Consider the following 20,172-nt stretch of genomic DNA (forward strand, 5'->3'; position numbering starts at 1 on the left):
TATAAATTTGTATTCCTTTAAGATTAACCTGAACCGGTGCACATGGTCAAAAGAAATGAGAACCAGATTAAAAGTCCTGTCAGCCGCATTCTCCAGGTACTGCAATTGGACAAAAAAGAAATCAGTGCTGTTTATCTTTACTCCATCTTATATGGTCTGATTCAGTTATCGTTGCCTATTGGAATTCAAAGCATCATTAGTTATGTATTAGGTGGGGCAATTTCTACATCGCTGGTGATACTTATTACTATGGTTGTTTTCGGCGTTTTCTTCAACGGACTTGTACAGGTAAATTCGATGAAGATCATTGAGAAAGTACAACAAAAAATTTTCGTTCGGTATGCATTCGAGTATGCGACCAGAATACCACGGCTGGACCTGAAAAGCATCGACAACTACTATCTTCCTGAACTTGTCAATAGGTTTTTTGATACTACAGCCCTTCAAAAAGGAATTTCAAAATTATTGCTCGATATCCCGGCGGCATCGATACAGGTAATCTTCGGTTTAATCTTATTATCTTTTTATCATCCGATTTTTATTGTCTTCAGTTTTCTACTGATCACTCTTGTCATAATAATTATTTATTTCACAGGAAGCAGGGGAATGCAGACTTCACTGACAGAGAGTAAGTATAAATATAAGGTTGCAGGATGGCTACAGGAATTGGGCCGCGTTGTACGCACGTTCAAGTTTTCGAAAGGATCAGTACTTAACCTGAAGAAAACAGATGGCCTCGTATTGAAATATATAGAAGCGAGAACCCATCATTTTAAAATCCTGCGGTTGCAGTATTGGACACTTATCGCTTTTAAGGTCCTGATAACTGCTGCCATGCTTATTGTGGGTAGTGTTTTGCTGATAGATCAGGAACTTAATCTCGGTCAGTTTATCGCATCAGAAATTGTAATATTAATGGTGTTGAATTCTGTCGAAAAGCTGATCGTCAACCTGGACAACGTGTACGATGTTCTCACAGCTGTTGAAAAGTTAAGTAAGGTGATTGACCAGCCTGTTGAGAAAGAACAGTCGCTTACTATCAATACAGAACATAGCGGTGTATTAATAAGCGCATCAAACCTCGGCTTCTCTTTTGAACATAAAAAGATATTACACAATATCAATTTTACAATTCCGCGCGGGAGTAAAGTTGCTGTAATGGGCACTGATGGTTCAGGAAAATCGACTTTTATGCGTGTGCTTGGCCGGATATACAATGATTATACCGGAAGCTTACTGGTAGATAATGTACCGCTTAGCAATTATAATGCGGACGCTTACCGGCAACAGACAGGAATGCTCATCAGCCACCTCGAAATTTTTAATGGTACATTGTTGCAGAATATTAATATGGGTGATGACAGGATATCTCCTGATATGATCATCCGCCTTGCGGAAGAAGCAGGGCTTTCAGATTTTATTTCGAACCAGGAAGACGGCTTTGATACCATTCTAGATCCTGCGGGAAAGCGGTTATCCCGTTCCGTTATACAAAAAATATTACTGCTCCGCGCACTTGTAGGTCATCCGCGTTTGTTATTGATGGATGAACCCTGGCGTGGACTGGAAGAGAGCAGCATCAATTCCATAAAAAAATACCTGATCGATAACTGCAGTACGTCAACAGTTATCATTGAAACCAACGATGAATCTTTTGCGAAGCATTGTGATATCGTTTTGTCTTTTGAAGATGGAACCCTGATCAGTAATGAACAAAGAAAACAAAATTAAAGCAACAGGAATGTCTCTCGATTTTATAAACAAAAACACTCGTGAGCAGATTGAGGGAATGGGATTGAGTTCCTATGACAGCATTTACCTGATCAATAGAAAAAGCCGGGTAAAGTATTGGGTATTTGGAATTTTTGCTTTTTTGCTGACGATTTTATTTCTGCCATGGACGCAGAACATCCGCAGCCGTGGTGCTGTTACCACTCTTCGCCAGGAGCAACGGCCGCAGGAGCTTCCCAGCATCATACCCGGTAAAATTGCAAAATGGCATGTGAAAGAAGGGGACTATGTAAAGAAGGGCGATACCATCGTTCAGATTGCAGAAATTAAGGACGACTACCTTGATCCGAAGCTGTTGGAGCGTACCCAACAACAAATCGATGCCAAATCCATGGCTATAGAAAATTACCGGAATAAAGTTTCTGCGTCGGGCCAGCAGATCACTGCACTGAAGGAAGCAAGGGATCTTAAACTGAAAGAGCTCGCAAATAAAGTGGCTCAGCAGGAATTGAAGATCATGAGCGACAGTATAGAAATGAGGGCCGCCTTGAATGATCTCAATATAAAAACTGAGCAGTTCAGCAGGCAAAAAGTGATGTATGATTCGGGCCTTGCTTCACTGGTGCAGCTGGAACAGAGAAACCAGGCTTACCAGGAGTCTTTGGCAAAAAAGACCAGCGCCGAAATTAAATTCAGCAATTCAAAGCAGGAATTATTACGGCTGCAGCTGGAACGTAATGGTGAGATGCAGCAATACCTGGAAAAAATATCGAAGGCAGAGGGAGAAAGATTTCAGTCACTAAGCGAAGTTCAGGCTGGCTCTGGTGAAGTAGCCAAGTTACAAAATCAGTATATGAACTACAGTGTTCGCAGCGGATTGTACGTGCTGACTGCTCCGCAGGACGGACAGGTGGTGAGGGCAAAAAAAGCGGGCTTTGGTGAAATTGTTAAAGACGGCGAAATTATTGTAGAAATAGTGCCTACCGAAATTGACTATGCTATCGAGGTATTTATAAGGCCGGTAGATCTTCCCTTGCTGGCTGATGGTCAGAAGGCAAGAATCATATTCGATGGATTTCCAGCAATCGTTTTCAGCGGATGGCCCGAATCATCTTACGGAACCTTCGGTGGCATTGTTGCAGCCATTGAAACTTCGGTTAGCCCTAATGGTATGTTCAGGATTTTAATTCGTGAGGATAGTACTGATAAGCGATGGCCGCGACAGTTGAAATTAGGAACAGGCGCTCAGTCGATTGCTTTGCTTAATAATGTGCCTGTGTGGTATGAGCTCTGGCGAAACATCAATGGATTTCCACCGGATTATTACAAAATTGTTCAGAGTAAACCTAAAAAATCCACTATTGAATGAGGGGGCTGATATTCAAGCACTGTATATGTGGAGCGATCATTTTCTGGAAAGTATTTTTTCCGGGAATTGTGACCGCGCAGACGGTAGATTCATTGAAGATGTTATCACAGCAGGAATTTCTCTCCGTGGTGAGAACATTTCATCCTGTGGCCCTTCAGGCGAAGCTGCTTACAGAAATGGCCGACGCCGGATTGATTGCTGCACGGGCTGGGTTTGATCCGTTTTTCAGCATGAATGGTGAAAGAAAAACTTTTGACGGTGTCAACTACTACAACTGGGTGCGGCCCGAATTAAAAATTCCCACCTGGTTTGGTATCGAAGTAAAAGCAGGGCTGGAGAATAATATAGGCGATTATCTTAATCCGGAATATACCAAGGGTAAGTCAAGTTACCTCGGTATAAGTTTACCTGTCGCAAAAAATCTGCTGATGGATAAACGTCGTGCCGTTCTGAAACAAGCACGAATATTCACCGATTTAAGTAATGCCGAACGTGCACAGATATTCAATGATCTGCTGACAGAAGCCAATTACAGTTATTGGAACTGGGTCAAAGACTATCATGTATTTAAAATAAGGCAGGAAGCAGTAGCCGTAACGCAGGCGAGATACCGGCTTATTAAGATTGGTTATCAGCAGGGTGACCGACCGGCTATTGACACAACAGAAGCACTTGCTCAACTGGAATCGTTTCAGCTCGCCCAAAATGAATCGCAGGTTAAATTCCTGCAATCAGGACTCGAGCTGTCGAATTACATGTGGGTGAATGACAGCACACCTTTTTATATCACACCCGATGTTATCCCCGATACCAACTGGACAAAAGTGAATTTCACCGATATGGAACTGCCTGCCCTTGAACAATTGACATCGAGTGCTGCAATATATCATCCTAAACTGATGCAGTTTGACTATAAGATCAGGATACTGGAGATTGAGCGCCGATTGAAATTCCAGGATTTGCTTCCGGCGATTAATCTGAAAGGCAACCTGCTCAACAGTGGGTACAATGTGTTTGAAAATGCTTCCATACCGCTTTATGAAAACAATTACAAATTCGGTTTCGATATCGGCGTCCCTCTCCGATTTTCGCAAGGTCGGGGTGAATATCGGATGGCAAAATTGAAATTGCTCGATGCCGGTTTGGATCGAAGTCAGACGAGGCTTCAAATAGAAAATAAAATCAAATCGGTGTTTACTGAAGTAGGAAATCTTCAAACGCAGATGGCAATTGCCGGCAGAAACTATGAAAACTATTATCGCCTCTTCCGGGGAGAGGAGACCAGATTTTCTGTCGGGGAAAGTTCATTGTTTATACTGAACAGCAGGGAAAATAAAGTGCTGGAAACACGTCAGAAACTGATTGAACTGCAGACCAAATTCATGCAGTCGCTTGTGGCATTGCAGGGAGCTGCAGGGCTGATGCAATAAGTGCTAATTCCTGCTGAAAGCTTTTGTCTCTGTTCGTTGGGTTGCGTCACCAAAGTTTTGAATCTCGTTATATAACGTGTCCCGTTCAACAGCCACTTTGCCCGCCTGGTGAATAAGCGTAACAAGTTCCTGTGTTGACATAGCCGGGTTCTTTTCTTCACTTCCGGCCATGCTGTAGATTTTTGTTGAATCATCAATGGTGCCATCCATATCGTTTACACCGAAGGATAATGTCAGTTGTGCGTTCTGGCGACCAAGCATCGGCCAGTAAGCTTTAATGTGCGGGAAATTATCAAGATAAATGCGTGAAACGGCATACATCTTCATGTCTTCGATAATGGTCGACTCTTTTACATCACTCATTTCATTGTCGTGATTGCGGAACTTGAGCGGAATAAATGTATTGAAACCTCCGGTGTCATCCTGAAGTTCCCGAAGTCTGCGCATATGATCAACACGATGCGTATATGTTTCAATATGTCCGTAAAGTAAAGTTGCATTGCTGTGCATACCAAGGCGATGAGCAGTCGCATGAATATCCAACCAGCCGTCAGCATCTACCTTATCTGCGCAGATTTGTTCTCTTACTGATGCATCAAAAATTTCAGCGCCGCCACCAGGAAGTGATCCGAGACCGGCATCTCTCAGTAATTCCAATCCTTCTTTTCTGCTTAGTTTTGCCTTGCGGAACATATAATCCAATTCAACAGCTGTAAAGCCTTTGATATGAAGTTCCGGCCGGTGCGCTTTGATTGATTTTAAAAGTTCGGCGAAGAAGCGGATATCCATTTTAGGATGCACACCACCAACGATATGAACTTCAGTAATAGGCTTGCCGTCGTAAGCTCGTACAAGGTCCATCATCTGATCCATCGAAAGTTCCCATCCTTCTTCTCTTTTAGCATATAACCTGGAGTATGAACAAAACTTGCATGAAAAAACACATACGTTCGTCGGCTCGATATGGAAATTCCTGTTAAAATATGTTTTTAACCCATGTTTCTTCTCCCGGATAAAATTGGCAAGAGCACCGGCATAAGCGAGCGGAGCAGTCTCAAATAATAAAATTGCGTCTGCATCAGAAATCCTTTCTCCTTCGAGGACTTTAACGCCCACGACCTTCAATCCCTCGGAAACACCAGATCCTGACAAAAGCGTTTCAACCACGGCTTTGCTCATGTACTCCTGTTTTTTTGCAAATTTAGTACATAATGACCTTAGTCGCGGATCGCAGCATTCAGGAATGCCACTTCAAAAAGCCGGCGGGATGAGCCAATTGAATTACCTGGCTTTGACCAGTTTTTCTGTTTTGATCTTATCGCCATAAATTAGCCGGAGCGTGTAGATCCCAGCCGTAAGAAACCCTGCATTGATTTCTGTTAACGAACTGTTTGGCGGCAGCTTTCGAAAATAAACGCGCTGCCCCGAAATATTCAGCAACTCGATAGCTGCTGCTTTTTCACCACTATTGTATTGCTGTAAATTCAATTGCTCTGTAAAAGGATTGGGTGATATCTTATAGTCTTTGGTACCGGTACCTTTCTTTGATTCGACGGATAAGTCATCGATATAAATATTATTTCCGCCATTACCAGTCACTTTAAACAGTATCATAAAACTATTTGATCTTCCCAGCAGATGTCCAAGGCTAATTTTTTCTTTACGCCACTCTGCTGCCCCCGGGATGAATTCAGTAAGTACAGGCATATTGGCATCAATCGTTGTTTGTAAAGCTGTGCCCCATTTTTTATAAACAGAAGTGAATGTTCTGCCGCAATCTTTTGTCAAAAGAATTTCCAGTGTATCCAGGGGTTCCGTTGTAGTGGCTGGAGAAAGATAACTTGCAGCGGCGAGTTTGAAATGTAACAATATACTATCTGCATTTTCGAATGTGAGCGTGGGACTGATCAAAAACGATACACCTCCCGTTGAGGGATAGCCGAAGTTTCTGACCTGTAAAGAATGAGTGGCAGAAAAATAGGCTACATCTGTTTTTCTCCATCCTTCAAACTGACCGTCGGAACTGATATTCCATAGCTCACTCTGAGAAGATCCTGATTCAAAGTCATCCTTTACAGGCAAACCTTGGGTTTTAACAACCGCAAATGTTTTTGAAGTAGTGTCATTTATCGTATTGCCATCATCTGATCCATTAGGAAAATAAGCATAGACCTTTATCTCGTTAACTCCATACATCGTGGCAATGGAATTAAGTCTGACAACTGCGGTGTCGGTCCTCGGGAGTGAACCAGTCCATAATGTATCTCCTTCCACGTTGCCTGTTTTGTAATGAATCCTGAAGTTTTGTATACTGTCTCTTCCAAGATTGACAAATCTGAATTCAGGATTGATACGTGTCGAACATTCAATATCTCCCGGTTTATCAATACTGACAATTGCCATATCTGCTTTTGGAAGAATCGTTTTCAATATTTCAAGGTCATCTATGTAGATGTTATTTCCATAGTTGTTGACAACTCTGAAGGCTAGAGTGATTTTCTCTTTTCCGATGTAAGGAGAGAGGTCGATCTTTACTCGCTTCCAGTCATCCGCTGTGGGGATATAGTCGCTCAATTCAAACCCCGGCTGTGTGGCAAGTTCCTGTCCCCATCTTTCCCAGATCGATTGGAAATTCGCACCGCAATCTGACGAAACCAGAATTTCAAGGGTGTCGACATTGTTTTCGTTCAATGCAGCAGCGGCCAGCCAGAAAGACAAGTGGATTGAATCGCTTCCTGTAATATCGATTAATGATGTTTGCAATTGCGCATATTTGCCTGGCTCATCATTGTTAAAATTATCGAACCTGATAGAAGACTTTCCGGAATGACTTGCCAGTACATTTTTGTTCCATCGAAGATTTTTTGTACCGTTGGATTTTTGAACCCATCCACTGGCGGGGAAGCCGCCTTCAAAGCCCTGGATAATTGGCAAAGCTGCAGAATAACCTACCGAGACGCTGATTTTCGCTGAATCATTTGCCTGGTTGGAATCCTGTATACCGTTGATTTCTGAAAGAAAGATTTTTAGTGAAGGTCTTCCGATCGGTAATGAATCCGGGGGAAGTACGATGGTCGCTTCTTCGGCTATGGCTAGCTGTCCGGTCCACGGTATGCTGGTAATGTCTTCGTTATTTACCTGGATATTGATTTTAGCAGACCTGATCTCTTCCGTACCCATATTCCTGAACCTGATCCTTGGTATTACAAGTTGTGAGCAAAAGCTTTCGCAGGTGTTGGGATATTCAATGGCCACCAAACGAGCGTCCAGCGTGGGTTTGGGAGTGAGTTTAAATGAAAAGATTCTTGTTCTCCATGAAGTGGGACCAGCTCCGTACATTCCGGTAAACCAGAAAACAGAATCGTTTGAAATATCCGGCACAATTTCACTGTAATCGCCCCATCGGTTTCCAAAACTTCCATATCCTGAACCTTGTATTACATCGGTTTCCAGGTAGGTCATCCTGTTCAGGGGATCCTGTGCATTTCTTCCTGTAAATGAAAGTGACGCGTATCGTTTGCTGCTGCTGGAAGAATAACCCATTGCAATTTGTCCCTCAGCATTGATAGTGATGGCGCCCATAAACCGATGCATAGGTGAGGATTCAGAACATGCCTGATCTCCCTGTGGGGAAAATGTACCTTGCTGAAACACGGACCATCCGGGGAAATTCCGTCTGAGCTCATACCATCGCAGCCCGGCAAGTCCGTCACCATTGGCATCAACAGTATGTGTAGCCACGAGGGACTGGTAGGCTCCGAAATTCCTGTACCAGGGACGGTTCATAATTGTTGCACTTTGAACATCGTAACCCTGGCCATCAGGGGACACCGCGCAATTGCGATCAGGACAAATATCCGATTTGAAAGATGATACTTCCTGGCTGGTTACTGGTTGAACAGATGATTGTGCAGCGTCTGAAAAGTCAACATGGAACCCGAGCAAACCGACGCTGTCACGATCCCGGCTATCCGAAGTAAAATCCTCATCGCTGAAGTACATGAACAATCCTGGTGTTCCGGAAGGAGCGGGGAGATTTCCTGCAAGAGACACCGGCGTGAGAGAAAAGTATTTGTTTTCGTTATCGGCTATACGCGTACGTTGAACGTTCACGGTAAGATCTCCGTTGATCATCTGTTGTTTGTTAAATGCCCAGATCGAACTACCGAGATATCCATTCTGAAAATCACGCGTAACTGCATACCATGCGTCGTGCCAGTTTCCGTATTTCGGGAAATCCGGATAAAAATTCAGGTCCGAAAAAGTATAGATATGCCAGCCATCGAGGGGATCAGGTGTTTTTGAAACTGCAACAATCAGTGAATTTACTTCGAGACCAAATGGTTGATCGCTTCCGAATTCCGTCATAATAAAGCGGTTTTCTAATTGATCATACCAGCTGATGCAATTACCAAATCCTTCATAGGTGGCGCCCGCAAGGTTTTGCATATAACCTTGTTTGAGAAGAATACCGTTGTTTTTACTGAAGATTCTGAAAAGAGTACTGCCCTGCGAGCCATGCGCAACCTGTATGATATGATCTGGCCCAACTGCGAGGCTGGCATCCGCAGGAGTCACATTCGTGTATCCTATGCCGTTGTAGCTCTGAAGCGTTTCCGAATTATACGAATCGATCAGTGTTTTTTGATTGCGCCCGGATTTTTGTGATGGTCTGGACTGACTTTGCGTTTGCCCGTCAAAATCAGACTGTACGGCATTTTCATCAAACTTTCTTTGCCGACTGAATTTCTTATGTACAGGCAGCTGTATTCCGGCGGCTACACGGCTTTTTGTGTTATTCCGTTCTTTCATCAGCATTTCTATCGACATGCCGGATACCGGAGCAGTTGAAACGAGTTTATGTCCCTGGAAGGAAACTGGGTTTTGCGCCTGCGCGGAAACCAAATGACTCAACGCCAGGAAAGCAATCAGGTTTAAAAGAAAACGCATATTGGATTTTGCCAACGGAAACCTTTCCGAAAAGGCAGGTATAAGACTCCAAATCATGCATTTTTATTGTTTTATGAATGAAAAAAAGTAAGAAGTGAGAAGTAAGCAGTAAGGAGGAAACAGCCGGGAAGAGTAGGGGGCAGAATACAGGATACAGAAAACCGGGGGGAAAAGATCAATTCATAACGTTAACTGAATTCCTCAGGTTAACTGCACATGTTCTGACAACTGACAACACAAAAATTGCAGCCTGGTTAAATTTATCTGTCACCCGTTGACCGTTGCCTTCTGTGAACTATGAACTTGCATCACCCCAATGCTCCTGCAATACAGGCACACATCAGGCATGCAATGGTTCCTCCAAGTAGGGCTTTGAGGCCCAGTTCAGTGAGGTTACGACGTTGATTTGGAGCAAGTTGACTTATACCACCGATTTGAATACCTATAGATGCGAAGTTGGCAAAACCGCAGAGTGCATAAGTAGTGATCAGGATCGATTTCGGATCGGCAATGGCGCCGCTGGTCTTCATTGATCCGAAAGTGAGGTAAGCCTGGAATTCATTGATCACGGTTTTTTCTCCCAGTAACTGTCCGACCTGGACCATTTCCTTTCCATCGACGCCGATCATCCAGGCGACTGGTGAAAAGATATATCCTAACAGCATCTGGAAGGAAAGACCGTCGTAACGTCCGCTGCTCATGCGTTTCACTACATCATTTAAACCCGTGTGGTAACCGATCGATCCGAGGATCCAGTTAAGGACATACATCAGGGATGTAAAAACGATCAGCATAGCGCCAACATTAACCGCCAGTTTCAAACCATCGGTTGTACCGATCGAAATGGCATCAAGCATGTTGTCACCCAGTTTTTCCTTATTGACGCGGATGGTATTATCGGTTTTTTCTGTCTGCGGAAAAAGAATTTTCGAGCAAACGATGGCCGCAGGCGCGCTCATAATGGATTGACTCAATAAATGCAGTGCAAAGAATTTCTGCTGATCTACATCGGTTCCGCCAAGGAAGCCGACATAAGCGGCAAGTACACTACCTGCAGTATTGGCCATTCCTCCGATCATAATACATAGAATCTCGCTCCGGTTCATTTTATCGAGGAACGGCCGGATCATCAGCGGTGCTTCGGTTTGTCCGAGGAAAATATTGGCTGCTGTAGATACACTTTCGGCACCTGATACCCGCAATTTGCTTAACAGCCATGCGAAAAAGTATACTACTTTCTGGAGGATTCCCAGGTAGTATAACAGGGCAGAGAGTGCAGCAAAGAAAATGATATTGGGTAAAACCTGGATAGCAAAAACATAGGCCCAGGAACCTGATGCATCAGCGAGATTTCCAAAAATAAACTCGATGCCTTTATGACTCAGATTGATGATCTCAACAAATTTCTCGGAGAGCCATTGGATAACGATTCGGAAGATATTGTATTTGCCACCGGAAAGTACACCGAGTGCGAAAGCGATTTGAGCGAAGATGCCAATACCGACAAGTTTCCAGTTGATCGCTTTCCGGTTATTGCTGAAAATATAGCACAGACCCAGCAGGAAGACTAAACCCAATAACCCGCGTAAAAGGCCGATACCAGTAACTTCCATGCAGTAGAAATGGTTAAAGGAGCAATATACAATTTAAATGGAAGTAGGAATAGTTTCAAAAGTATTCCCAACCCATCTTTTACCATTTAAATTTTGATCTGATTATTTCAACGAGCCCATGAATATCTGACGAGACCTTGAACTTTAAAATTAACAGTCCATACAAACCACAAAAGATGATTGATCGGATGGCGACATTAATAAAAATATTCTCTGTAACAGGAATTACGAACACAATAGCAAATGAAACTGTGCCAATCATAAGTGCCAACAGGTTCGATTTCGAAAAAGGTTGCATTCCAAATTTCTTATAGATAAGTCCCAATCTGATGGCATTAAAAACGGAAAGAGCTATTAAATTTCCATATGCTGGTCCCAATACATTGAATTTTTTAGTCAACCAATAATTAAGCGGGATGCTTAACCCAACTAATAGCATGTTTGTAAAAAATTCCAATCTCCAAAATTTCGATAACAACAGAATCTGCGTATTCAATCCTGTTGCCAGATCAATCAGTTTTGCAATACCGCTCACCAAAACAATACTGCCCAATAGGATATATTCCGGACCAAGAAATTTTGTTGCATCATCAACATTAAGTAAAACAAGTCCGAAAATCCCCAATCCAATTATTAATAAGTTCAAAGAAGTCTTCTTATAAAGTCGGTCAATTTTAATTAAATCCTTGCTTCTCCAGGCCTCCGCAATTACAGGTGTTGTTATGGATACCAGGCTTCTTTGCGGAACCTCCATCACTGTCACCAGGTAGGTTGCAATTGTGAATACCGCTGCATCTGCAAGGCCTCCTGCAGACTGACTGGCTATGATTATTGTATCATTTGTCCTGGCAATGATGTTCAGCATCGAACCTCCAAAAATAAACCCCGCAAACGGAAGCATTTTTCCTAACAGTCTGCGTGTAACGTGACTTGGTTTCGGCTGGATTGGGAGGTTGTTACTTTTTGTAAAGCTGAAAATGAAAATTAATACAGGAATGCCAAAAATGTATGAGTAGAGATTTATGAATGAAGGAAAGTTTATTATGCCTGATATAAACAATACTATCAATGCAGTAGTGATAATTCGAAATGCAAATTCTTTTAGCGCATTCGATAAAACGGTTTTTTTCAGACTCCAGGAATAAGCTTCAAATAAATAAAAAAATGTCAGACAAGCTGTAAATGGATATACCAGGTAAAAGTAATCGACAAACAACGGTGATCTGGCACCAAATTTCTTGATTATCGTGGATTCAAAAAATGGAAGAATGATGAACATCAGTAATACTCCTGTGAGACAAAGGAGTATTGTATAAAATGGAAGATCATTATCTTTCTTTTCAAGAAATGTGTTGTAAAATGGATAAAATTTTATTGTGATCGGGATGCTTCCCAAAGTGCATGCAGTCGCAAAAAGCAATGCAACATCAAGGATGATTCTTGTCAAACCTATTTGTTCAGCTGAAAAATACTTAGGAAAAAGAACTAAAATATTTATTGCACCGATGGCAAAACCGATATAGATGAAAATACTTGAAAGAATACTCTGCCTACGAACCTCGCCCATGTTCTTCTAGAATATTTAAAAAAGTTCTTTCTGCAAAGGGGTCATATTTTGCGGTTGCAGTTTCATGTGCTCTTTCTCCAATAATCTTCCAATATTTACTTGACTGCCATGCTCTTTCCATCGTCCTGTCAAATGAATATACATTGGCTCCTTCAGCAATAAATCCATTTTCTCCGTCGGAGATCCATTCCATGTGACCACCGACGTCAGTCGCAATTACTATTCTTCCGCAGATCATTGCTTCAACGACAGCAAGTGGCATTCCTTCGTTTAAGGATGGCATTAAAAGTAAATGATTGCTCTTCCAAACATTCCGGATATCCTTTGAATGCCCATGAAAAGTAATTCTTTCAGTGAGATCAAAAAACTGGACTAGCGCTTTGATATATCCTTCATCTATCCCCCTACCGTAAATATTAAGATGCCAGTCTCTGTTTTTCCACTTAGGCTTACTTAAAACCTCAATAATTATGTCGTGACCTTTATGATTGACAAGGAGATTTGCAACCATAGCGAATTCAACACGACCAGTGTCGTCAGGAAAAGGAACAATCGAAGTATCTGACAGATTTACCGGATTTCTAACAATTCCGCTGTTGGATATTTTACTCGCGAGATGTCTTTCGGCAACCTCAAGATTTCTTTCAGAAACAAACAGTACTCTGGACGCCCTTTGGAAAGCCTCTCGCACAATGTTTGCCTGGCTTTCATTTATTGGTTTTCCATATTCGACATTAACTTGAGTATTAATGATGAATTTGGCTTGCGATTTCTCCAGCTTTTTCAACAGTTCCGTGTCATCCAATATTGAATAACAGGAGCAACTATAAACGATAAGGTCTGGTTTCTTGGCAAATAAACTGTTATATGGATTAAAGATGCGATTTAGAAGAAAGTTTTTTGCTTTTTTCCAAACCCGGTTGAAAAGTGGAGTATGGTACGCTATATATCCTCTTCTGAAAATAATTTGTGCACCGTCATTTTGAAGAGCCGTCAGTTGAGGTACGAGATAATTCTTTTTATAAAATGAAATAAAGACTTCATGTTTTTCGTCCAATGCGAGTTTCGCGGCCTTCGCCCAAAGTTCTTCACTGCCACCCCAGGGATCTCTTACAATTGAAATAAAAGCAATCTTCATTCAGCTGTTTTTTCTGCCAGTACAATATTGTTCAAATATAAATCCTGACGATAAGGGAAAATTTTGCCAGCAATTATTGCAAACAGATTATTTGGAACAAAAACCAGAAATCGGAAAAGAGACCTGACAACCGGAATTTTTCTGACTCTAGAAATTATATGAAGATTCCAGTAAACGATTCTAAGCTGAGTGATTGCCTCAATATTTCCCCCGGTTTTGTCCTGGACAAGTATTTTAAATCCATTTGATTCAAACATATATTTCATTGCAAAGGATGTATACCTGGCATAGTCATTTGGAATTTCATGCTCACCATATGCGAATGGACAAGTGACTAATATTCTGCCACCGGGCTTCAAAACCCGTTTTAGTTCCATGAGAATTTCGGGGAGATTAAATACATGTTCAAATACCTCACTGCTGAATATAGCATCAAAATAATTGTCTTCGAAGGGTAACGTTTTCCCATCGTAAAAAACGTCGACTTTCTCCTGACTGTATGTTTCACCTTCGCCCTTAAAATCAACGCCTATGTAATTTGATACTTTGAATAAATGTTCATATGGTTTTTGGCCACATCCAAAATCCATTAACCGGCCATTAAGGTTTGGCGCATATTGTCTGATTTTACGATAAAGGTTTTGCTTGATCAGAAATACGGGACTTGTAATATTTGGATTAAATTCCCTTTCAAGGTTTCTCGCCAGACTCGTCATATTGCTATTTTAATTCAATTGTCAGGTACTTAGAATTCCCCTTGTTTACTTATTTTTGACACTATTCTGATTTCATTAAAAAGTGCATGAAACTACTGAACAAAATCGTAAACAAATTTGGATATACGCTAACCTCGAATAAACCCAGTATTCCCCCGGATATTCTTGCAGACCAAGCATTTATCGAAATTTTTAATCAATGCCGGCCATTTACGATGACGTCTCCGGAACGGTTGTTTTCATTGTATCAATCTGTCAAATATCTGGAAGAAAATAATATACAAGGAGATTTCGTTGAATGTGGGGTTTGGAAAGGCGGTAGCTGTATGTTAATGGCCCTCACATTACTGAAATTTAAAAACACGTCGAGGAAAATATTTTTATACGACACTTTCGAAGGTATGTCTGCTCCAACAAGCAACGATACTGTGGCAGGAGACGGCAGGTTGGCATCTGAACTGTTAAGTTCATCGGATAAAAATGATCCGAATTCAGTCTGGTGTTATTCTACACTTGACGAGGTCAGGGCTAATATCAGCAAGATTGGTTACCCTTCTTCTAACCTGAAACTTATCAAAGGGAAGGTTGAAGATACCATTCCCGGTGAGATCCCAGCAAGTATCGCTCTTTTAAGATTAGATACTGACTGGTATGAATCGACATATCATGAACTCACCCATTTGTATGACCTTCTTGTAAAAAATGGTGTTCTGATTATTGACGATTTCGGATTTTGGGAAGGGGCAAAAAAAGCAGTTTTACAATTTTTCAACGAAAGAAATTTGCGACCAATAATAAACAGAATTGACGACACGGGAAGAATAATTATAAAGACAGAAATCTGATCTGAAAAACACTACCTACCGAACTAACCGCTATGAAATACCCCCTTTTTTGGATATTTGTATTTCTATTTTTATTTCAGATTAATGGTATTTGCCAGGTTAACCTCAATAACGGTCTTGTAGCGCGTTATGCTTTCGATGGAAATTCAAATGATGTATCCGGCAATAATCATCACGGTGTTATTCACAATGGAATAGTTCCCGGAATTGATAGATATGGTGCGCAGGGTAAGTCATATTATTTTGACGGTGTTGATGACTATATTTCTGTTGATGATACTGATGGGGATTTTTCTACTCCTCAAATGAGTATTTCTATCTGGTTTAAAGCGAATGATACCAGACTTCAAAATCTTGTTGGTAAAAGAAATTTTACTGCTGCACCTCCCAGCGGACAGCAATTTCAGTTTTTTATTAATTATCCCCCGGCTCCTGGTATTGGCTCAAATATTATTTCTAGTCTTAATGGATGTGGCGACATCACAATAATGAGTTATACCAATACTGGTGAACCCATCTGTGCACAAAAATGGTACAACGCGGTAATTGTTTTTGACGGCCAGTTTCATAAAATTTACATCAATGGTGTACTCAAAAAATCGGTAGCGAGTAGTTTTAATTCGATGGCTCTTTGCAATAGTGAGTTGAGATTTGGAAACTGGTGGGAAGGAGACTTAATTCCTTTTAAAGGTTACATGGATGATGTGCGTTGGTATAACAGACCGTTGACCAATGACGAGATAGTTGAGTTGTATAAAGATCGCCCTGCCGACATTTCAAGTAGTACAAACTTTTATTTTGAGCAGCAGATTTGCGATCCGAATAGTTTTCAATTTACAATCAATCAGTCATTTTATAACAACTTCAGGTGGCACTTTGGTGACGGATCACCAGTAAGTACAATCAGAAATCCAATACATAAATATCCCGGTAATGGTAGTTACGAGGTTTTATTAGTCGCCGGTAGTGGCGCGTGTACTGACACAGTAAGAAAATTGCTCTACATCGATTATTTAAAAACAGCTGTCATATCACCCAGGGATACAGTGATTTGTTTGGGGCAGGAAGTAACATTGAAATCTGATAGTGCAACTCAATACTGCTGGAATGGAACAGTTCAAACCAGGGAACTTACAATCAAGCCCAGTCAGAAGACTTCCTATGTGGTTACTGTCAGGAAGGATGGACCAAATCTTATTCCGAATGGTAATTTTAGTTCCGGAAATACAGGGTATACATCGGACTACTTTTATAATTCACCCAATGCTGGAACTGGTGAAATTTTCATTGGAACCAATCCGCAGGCGTGGAATACGGCGTTCTGTTCAAATTGTGGTGACCATACAAATGGGACTGGAAATTTGCTTATGGTTAATGCACCCCTGGCGCAGGATAGTAGAGTTTGGTATCGCAATGCAACGGTATTCAAAAATACAAATTATAGTTTCTCCTTCTGGATTTATACGAATTCCTCAGGCAATCAACCTGCTGTAGGAGTAAAAATTAACAATCAAATTATCGGTAGCTATTCCACTGTTGCAGGCAACAATGATAAATGGACCCGGGTTTCATTCAACTGGAATTCAGAAAGTGTGACTGCAGCAGCAATATCAATATTCAGCACAAATCTGTCTACGTCGACTGGAAATGATTTTGGTCTGGATGATATTTCTTTTAATACAACAACTTTAATCCGGGATTCTGTAACAGTTGATGTGAAAAACAAAATCGGTGCATTAGTTGCGAATCCGGACACAGCAATTTGTCCGGGAGCAAGTTTACAACTGAACGTCACGGGTTCGGAAAAAATACGATGGTCTCCATCTACCGATATTTCTGATGCAACCAGTTTGTCGCCAATATTGTTTCCTACGAAAACTACTACTTATGTAGTATCGAATATTGATAACTCCATTTGTCCGGCCAGTGACACTGTGGTTGTTACACTGAAAACAAAACCGGCAGTGATAGTTACCAACGATACTTTGTATTGTGTAGGCAAACCTGGTTTTGCAGGTATTCAAATGAGCTCAGGAGGAGGCGCCAGCTATCATTGGTTTCCTGCCACGGGATTGAGTAATGTCAATATTGCTAACCCTATCGCGAATCCAACGGCGACAACTGTTTATAGGGTGTCCGTTACCGGTAGTAATGGATGTATTGATACAGGTGACGTTCAGATTACAGTTTCAGCATTTGCGAATGTAAAAGCATCTGCCGATGCAATTCTTTGTTCCGGGAAATCTGCAAATCTTGCGGCGACAGGTGGAACTGATTATCATTGGACTCCCGCTTTGGGTCTATCATCAAATAGTATCGCCAATCCGGTGGCTACTCCTTCTCAGACTACTTCCTATATTGTTAATTCACCTTCTGCTGGTGCCTGTTCGGGAAAGGATACGGTTGTTGTTACAGTTAATGCAAATCCAGTAATCAATTTAAGTCCGGGTGATACAATGATTTGTTCCGGAACGACCGTTCAGTTATCGGCAAGTGGCGGATCTCAATACACATGGTTACCTGCGACCGGATTGTCAAGCAGTTCCATCTCAAATCCGAGAGCGAGTCCAGCAATAAAAACAACGTATGCAGTTGAGGTGACGGACATCAACGGATGTAAGTCGTCCGGATCTGTTACAATAGATGTGAAACAAACGGTCGCGATAAAAGCCTCCGCGGATCTGACTACGTGTTATGGTAAGTCAGTCAATATTTCTGCAAGTGGTGCGTCTGACTACGCCTGGTCGCCATCAACAGGATTGTCGTCTTCAGGTATTGCAAACCCAATCGCCAATCCTGCGGTAACTACCAGTTATGTTGTAACATCACCTTCAGCTGGCGTATGTTCAGGAAAGGATACGGTAATAGTTGTTGTGAATCCATTGCCAAAGCTGAATGTCTCGCCTTCCGAATCTCTTGTGTGTGCGGGTGGCTCAGTTCAATTGAGTGCAGCAGGAGCTGAGAGTTATACCTGGAGTCCCGCGTCAGGTTTAACAAATGCATCTATTGCTAATCCTGTTGCAAAACCACAATTCACTACTAACTATACTGTAAAAGGTATCAGCCCCGATGGTTGTGTGGATAGCTTATCTGCCAAAGTAATTGTTGGCCCGGCAGGAAAAATATTTGTACCCAATGCATTTACACCGAATGGAGATGGCTTGAATGATTGCTTCAGTGTGAAGTCTGCCGCCGGCGCAACTTCGTTTGAACTTGCGATATATAACAGGTGGGGGGAGAGAGTCTTCCATTCCAAAGACCCGTTAAAATGCTGGGATGGAACTTATAAAGGAAATGTGCAACCCAATGGAAATTTCGCCTACTACCTTAAGGTGATCTCAGATTGCGGAAACATAAATGAAAAGGGTTTGATTACACTAATAAAATAAGGAACAGAAAAATTGAAAACTGTAATTAATAAAACAAACAGGGAACTATGAAAAAGATCATTTTTTATTCCGCACTTCTAATGCTTACCGCAGCGCTGTTCTCATGTAAGAAAGATGAATGTGAAGATGTAGTTTGTAAAGAATGTGTAGAATATGTCAAGTTAAAAGATGGGTTGATTGCATATTACAAATTCGATGGTAATGTTGCAGATTCCAGTGGCAGGAACAATCATGGTACAATTCACGGCGGACTTGCTTATTCCACCGATAAAGCGGGAACAGCTAACAGCGCTGCTGAATTCGATGGCGTTGATGACTATGTGATTGCAAATGAAACGAGCAATCTTTCACCTGCTGCAATTACTATCTCTGCTTACTACAACACATCATCGACTGAGATCCAGGCTTTAGTTAACAAAAGAAAAGACTATACCCTCAACGATGCAGAAAGTAATACCGGTCTGAGCTGGTCCGTGAATGCTCGAAGCGGAATTTATGAAGGTTTCAATGCAGCACAGTTTGGAGTAGTACCCAACACCGGCAATTGTACAACTTCGGCAGGTATCAATGCGGAAGATCTTGTTTATTCCATGCAGTCCATTCAACCCAATAACTGGTACCACATCGTCTGCATTTTTGACAATGGAAGCGAACGCATGTATATCAATGGAGAACTTAAACATGCGATAACACGTCCGTCAACTTCTTTAAAACAATGTACAGGGGGGCAGTTGGTGATTGGATCTTTCGTGAAAGGCTTTCCCGCGTTTTTCAAAGGAAAGTTAGATGATCTGAGAATTTATGACAGAGCGCTGAATGAGCAGGAAATTGCTGAATTGGCAAAAGAATATTAAGCAGAATTATTTTTCAAAATGGAAAGCGCAACCAATAAAATAGTTGCGCTTTATATTTGAGGCCTTCCTGCAATAGCTTTAATACTTTCTACAATACTTGAAATAAAAAAACCCCGGTACAACTACCGGGGTACTATTAATTTTTAATGTCGTCGATTACGCCATATGTGCTTCAATCTTCTTCAGGAAGTTACCTTTAGGTTGTGCACCTACGAGCTTATCAACCACTTTGCCATCTTTTATGAATAGTATAGCTGGAATAGAAGTTATACCGTAGTTGATCGATAATTCAGGATTATGGTCAACATTCACTTTACCGACATTCACCTTCCCTTCATATTCTTTTGAAATTTCTTCCACGATCGGACCGATCGCACGACAAGGTCCACACCATTCAGCCCAAAAATCAATCATGGATAATTTTTCAGAAGATAAAACTTCAGTTTGAAAATTGTTGTCGTTGAATTCTTTTGCCATTGATAGAGTATTTAATTTTTTAAGTTGTCAGTTGTCTGTTATCAGTTCACAGTCCTGCTTTTCTATTCAGTTTTCTGTTTACTGTTTCCTGTA

The 20,172-nt window shown here is 41.5% G+C and carries 13 protein-coding genes; 6 read left to right on the forward strand and 7 right to left on the reverse strand.

The window, feature by feature from the left end:
- Positions 1 to 42: 42 nt before the first annotated feature.
- The 3 genes from P2W82_RS01660 to P2W82_RS01670 are packed head-to-tail and all read left to right on the forward strand — an operon-like array spanning position 43 to position 4,530.
- The gene (locus P2W82_RS01660) at positions 43 to 1,731 is read left to right on the forward strand and encodes a peptidase domain-containing ABC transporter (protein WP_336514091.1); all 1,689 of its coding nucleotides are present in this window, start codon (positions 43 to 45) and stop codon (positions 1,729 to 1,731) included.
- A 10-nt stretch (positions 1,732 to 1,741) separates the two neighbouring features.
- Positions 1,742 to 3,100, forward strand: coding sequence for an HlyD family secretion protein (locus tag P2W82_RS01665; protein ID WP_336514092.1), 1,359 nt, complete (start codon positions 1,742 to 1,744; stop codon positions 3,098 to 3,100).
- A complete protein-coding gene (locus P2W82_RS01670) occupies positions 3,097 to 4,530 on the forward strand; it encodes a TolC family protein (RefSeq protein ID WP_336514093.1) in 1,434 nt (477 codons plus the stop codon). Before P2W82_RS01665 ends, P2W82_RS01670 begins: the two co-directional genes overlap by 4 nt.
- Before the next feature lie 3 nt (positions 4,531 to 4,533).
- Here P2W82_RS01670 and mqnE read toward each other — a convergent pair whose 3' ends face one another.
- The 6 genes from mqnE to P2W82_RS01700 form a co-directional block, all read right to left on the reverse strand.
- Positions 4,534 to 5,709, reverse strand: a complete 1,176-nt coding sequence (mqnE, locus tag P2W82_RS01675) for an aminofutalosine synthase MqnE (RefSeq protein ID WP_336514094.1) — start codon at positions 5,707 to 5,709, stop codon at positions 4,534 to 4,536.
- Positions 5,710 to 5,811: 102 nt separating this feature from the next.
- Complete coding sequence (locus P2W82_RS01680) at positions 5,812 to 9,480, reverse strand: T9SS-dependent choice-of-anchor J family protein (RefSeq protein WP_336514095.1); 3,669 nt, start codon at positions 9,478 to 9,480, stop codon at positions 5,812 to 5,814.
- A 308-nt stretch (positions 9,481 to 9,788) separates the two neighbouring features.
- The gene (locus P2W82_RS01685; RefSeq protein WP_336514096.1) at positions 9,789 to 11,093 is read right to left on the reverse strand and encodes a NupC/NupG family nucleoside CNT transporter; all 1,305 of its coding nucleotides are present in this window, start codon (positions 11,091 to 11,093) and stop codon (positions 9,789 to 9,791) included.
- 79 nt (positions 11,094 to 11,172) lie between these two features.
- Positions 11,173 to 12,660: a polysaccharide biosynthesis C-terminal domain-containing protein gene (locus tag P2W82_RS01690; protein WP_336514097.1), complete on the reverse strand. Its 1,488-nt coding sequence runs from the start codon at positions 12,658 to 12,660 to the stop codon at positions 11,173 to 11,175.
- Positions 12,644 to 13,798: a glycosyltransferase gene (locus P2W82_RS01695; protein WP_336514098.1), complete on the reverse strand. Its 1,155-nt coding sequence runs from the start codon at positions 13,796 to 13,798 to the stop codon at positions 12,644 to 12,646. Before P2W82_RS01695 ends, P2W82_RS01690 begins: the two co-directional genes overlap by 17 nt.
- A complete protein-coding gene (locus P2W82_RS01700) occupies positions 13,795 to 14,514 on the reverse strand; it encodes a class I SAM-dependent methyltransferase (RefSeq protein ID WP_336514099.1) in 720 nt (239 codons plus the stop codon). The genes P2W82_RS01695 and P2W82_RS01700 overlap by 4 nt, the downstream gene beginning before the upstream one ends.
- A gap of 86 nt (positions 14,515 to 14,600) precedes the next feature.
- On the opposite strand from P2W82_RS01700, the gene P2W82_RS01705 reads away from it, so the two are divergent.
- The 3 genes from P2W82_RS01705 to P2W82_RS01715 are packed head-to-tail and all read left to right on the forward strand — an operon-like array spanning position 14,601 to position 19,602.
- Positions 14,601 to 15,359 (forward strand): TylF/MycF/NovP-related O-methyltransferase, encoded by a 759-nt coding sequence (locus P2W82_RS01705; RefSeq protein WP_336514100.1) that lies wholly within the window; start codon positions 14,601 to 14,603, stop codon positions 15,357 to 15,359.
- A gap of 32 nt (positions 15,360 to 15,391) precedes the next feature.
- Positions 15,392 to 18,748 (forward strand): T9SS type B sorting domain-containing protein, encoded by a 3,357-nt coding sequence (locus P2W82_RS01710; protein ID WP_336514101.1) that lies wholly within the window; start codon positions 15,392 to 15,394, stop codon positions 18,746 to 18,748.
- 47 nt (positions 18,749 to 18,795) lie between these two features.
- Positions 18,796 to 19,602, forward strand: coding sequence for a LamG domain-containing protein (locus P2W82_RS01715; protein ID WP_336514102.1), 807 nt, complete (start codon positions 18,796 to 18,798; stop codon positions 19,600 to 19,602).
- Positions 19,603 to 19,758: 156 nt separating this feature from the next.
- On the opposite strand, the gene trxA is transcribed toward P2W82_RS01715, so the two are convergent.
- Complete coding sequence (trxA, locus tag P2W82_RS01720) at positions 19,759 to 20,079, reverse strand: thioredoxin (RefSeq protein ID WP_336514103.1); 321 nt, start codon at positions 20,077 to 20,079, stop codon at positions 19,759 to 19,761.
- Between the last annotated feature and the right edge of the window lie 93 nt (positions 20,080 to 20,172).

This window comes from Pollutibacter soli (assembly GCA_029269725.1).
Taxonomy (GTDB): Bacteria; Bacteroidota; Bacteroidia; order Chitinophagales; family Chitinophagaceae; genus Pollutibacter; species Pollutibacter soli.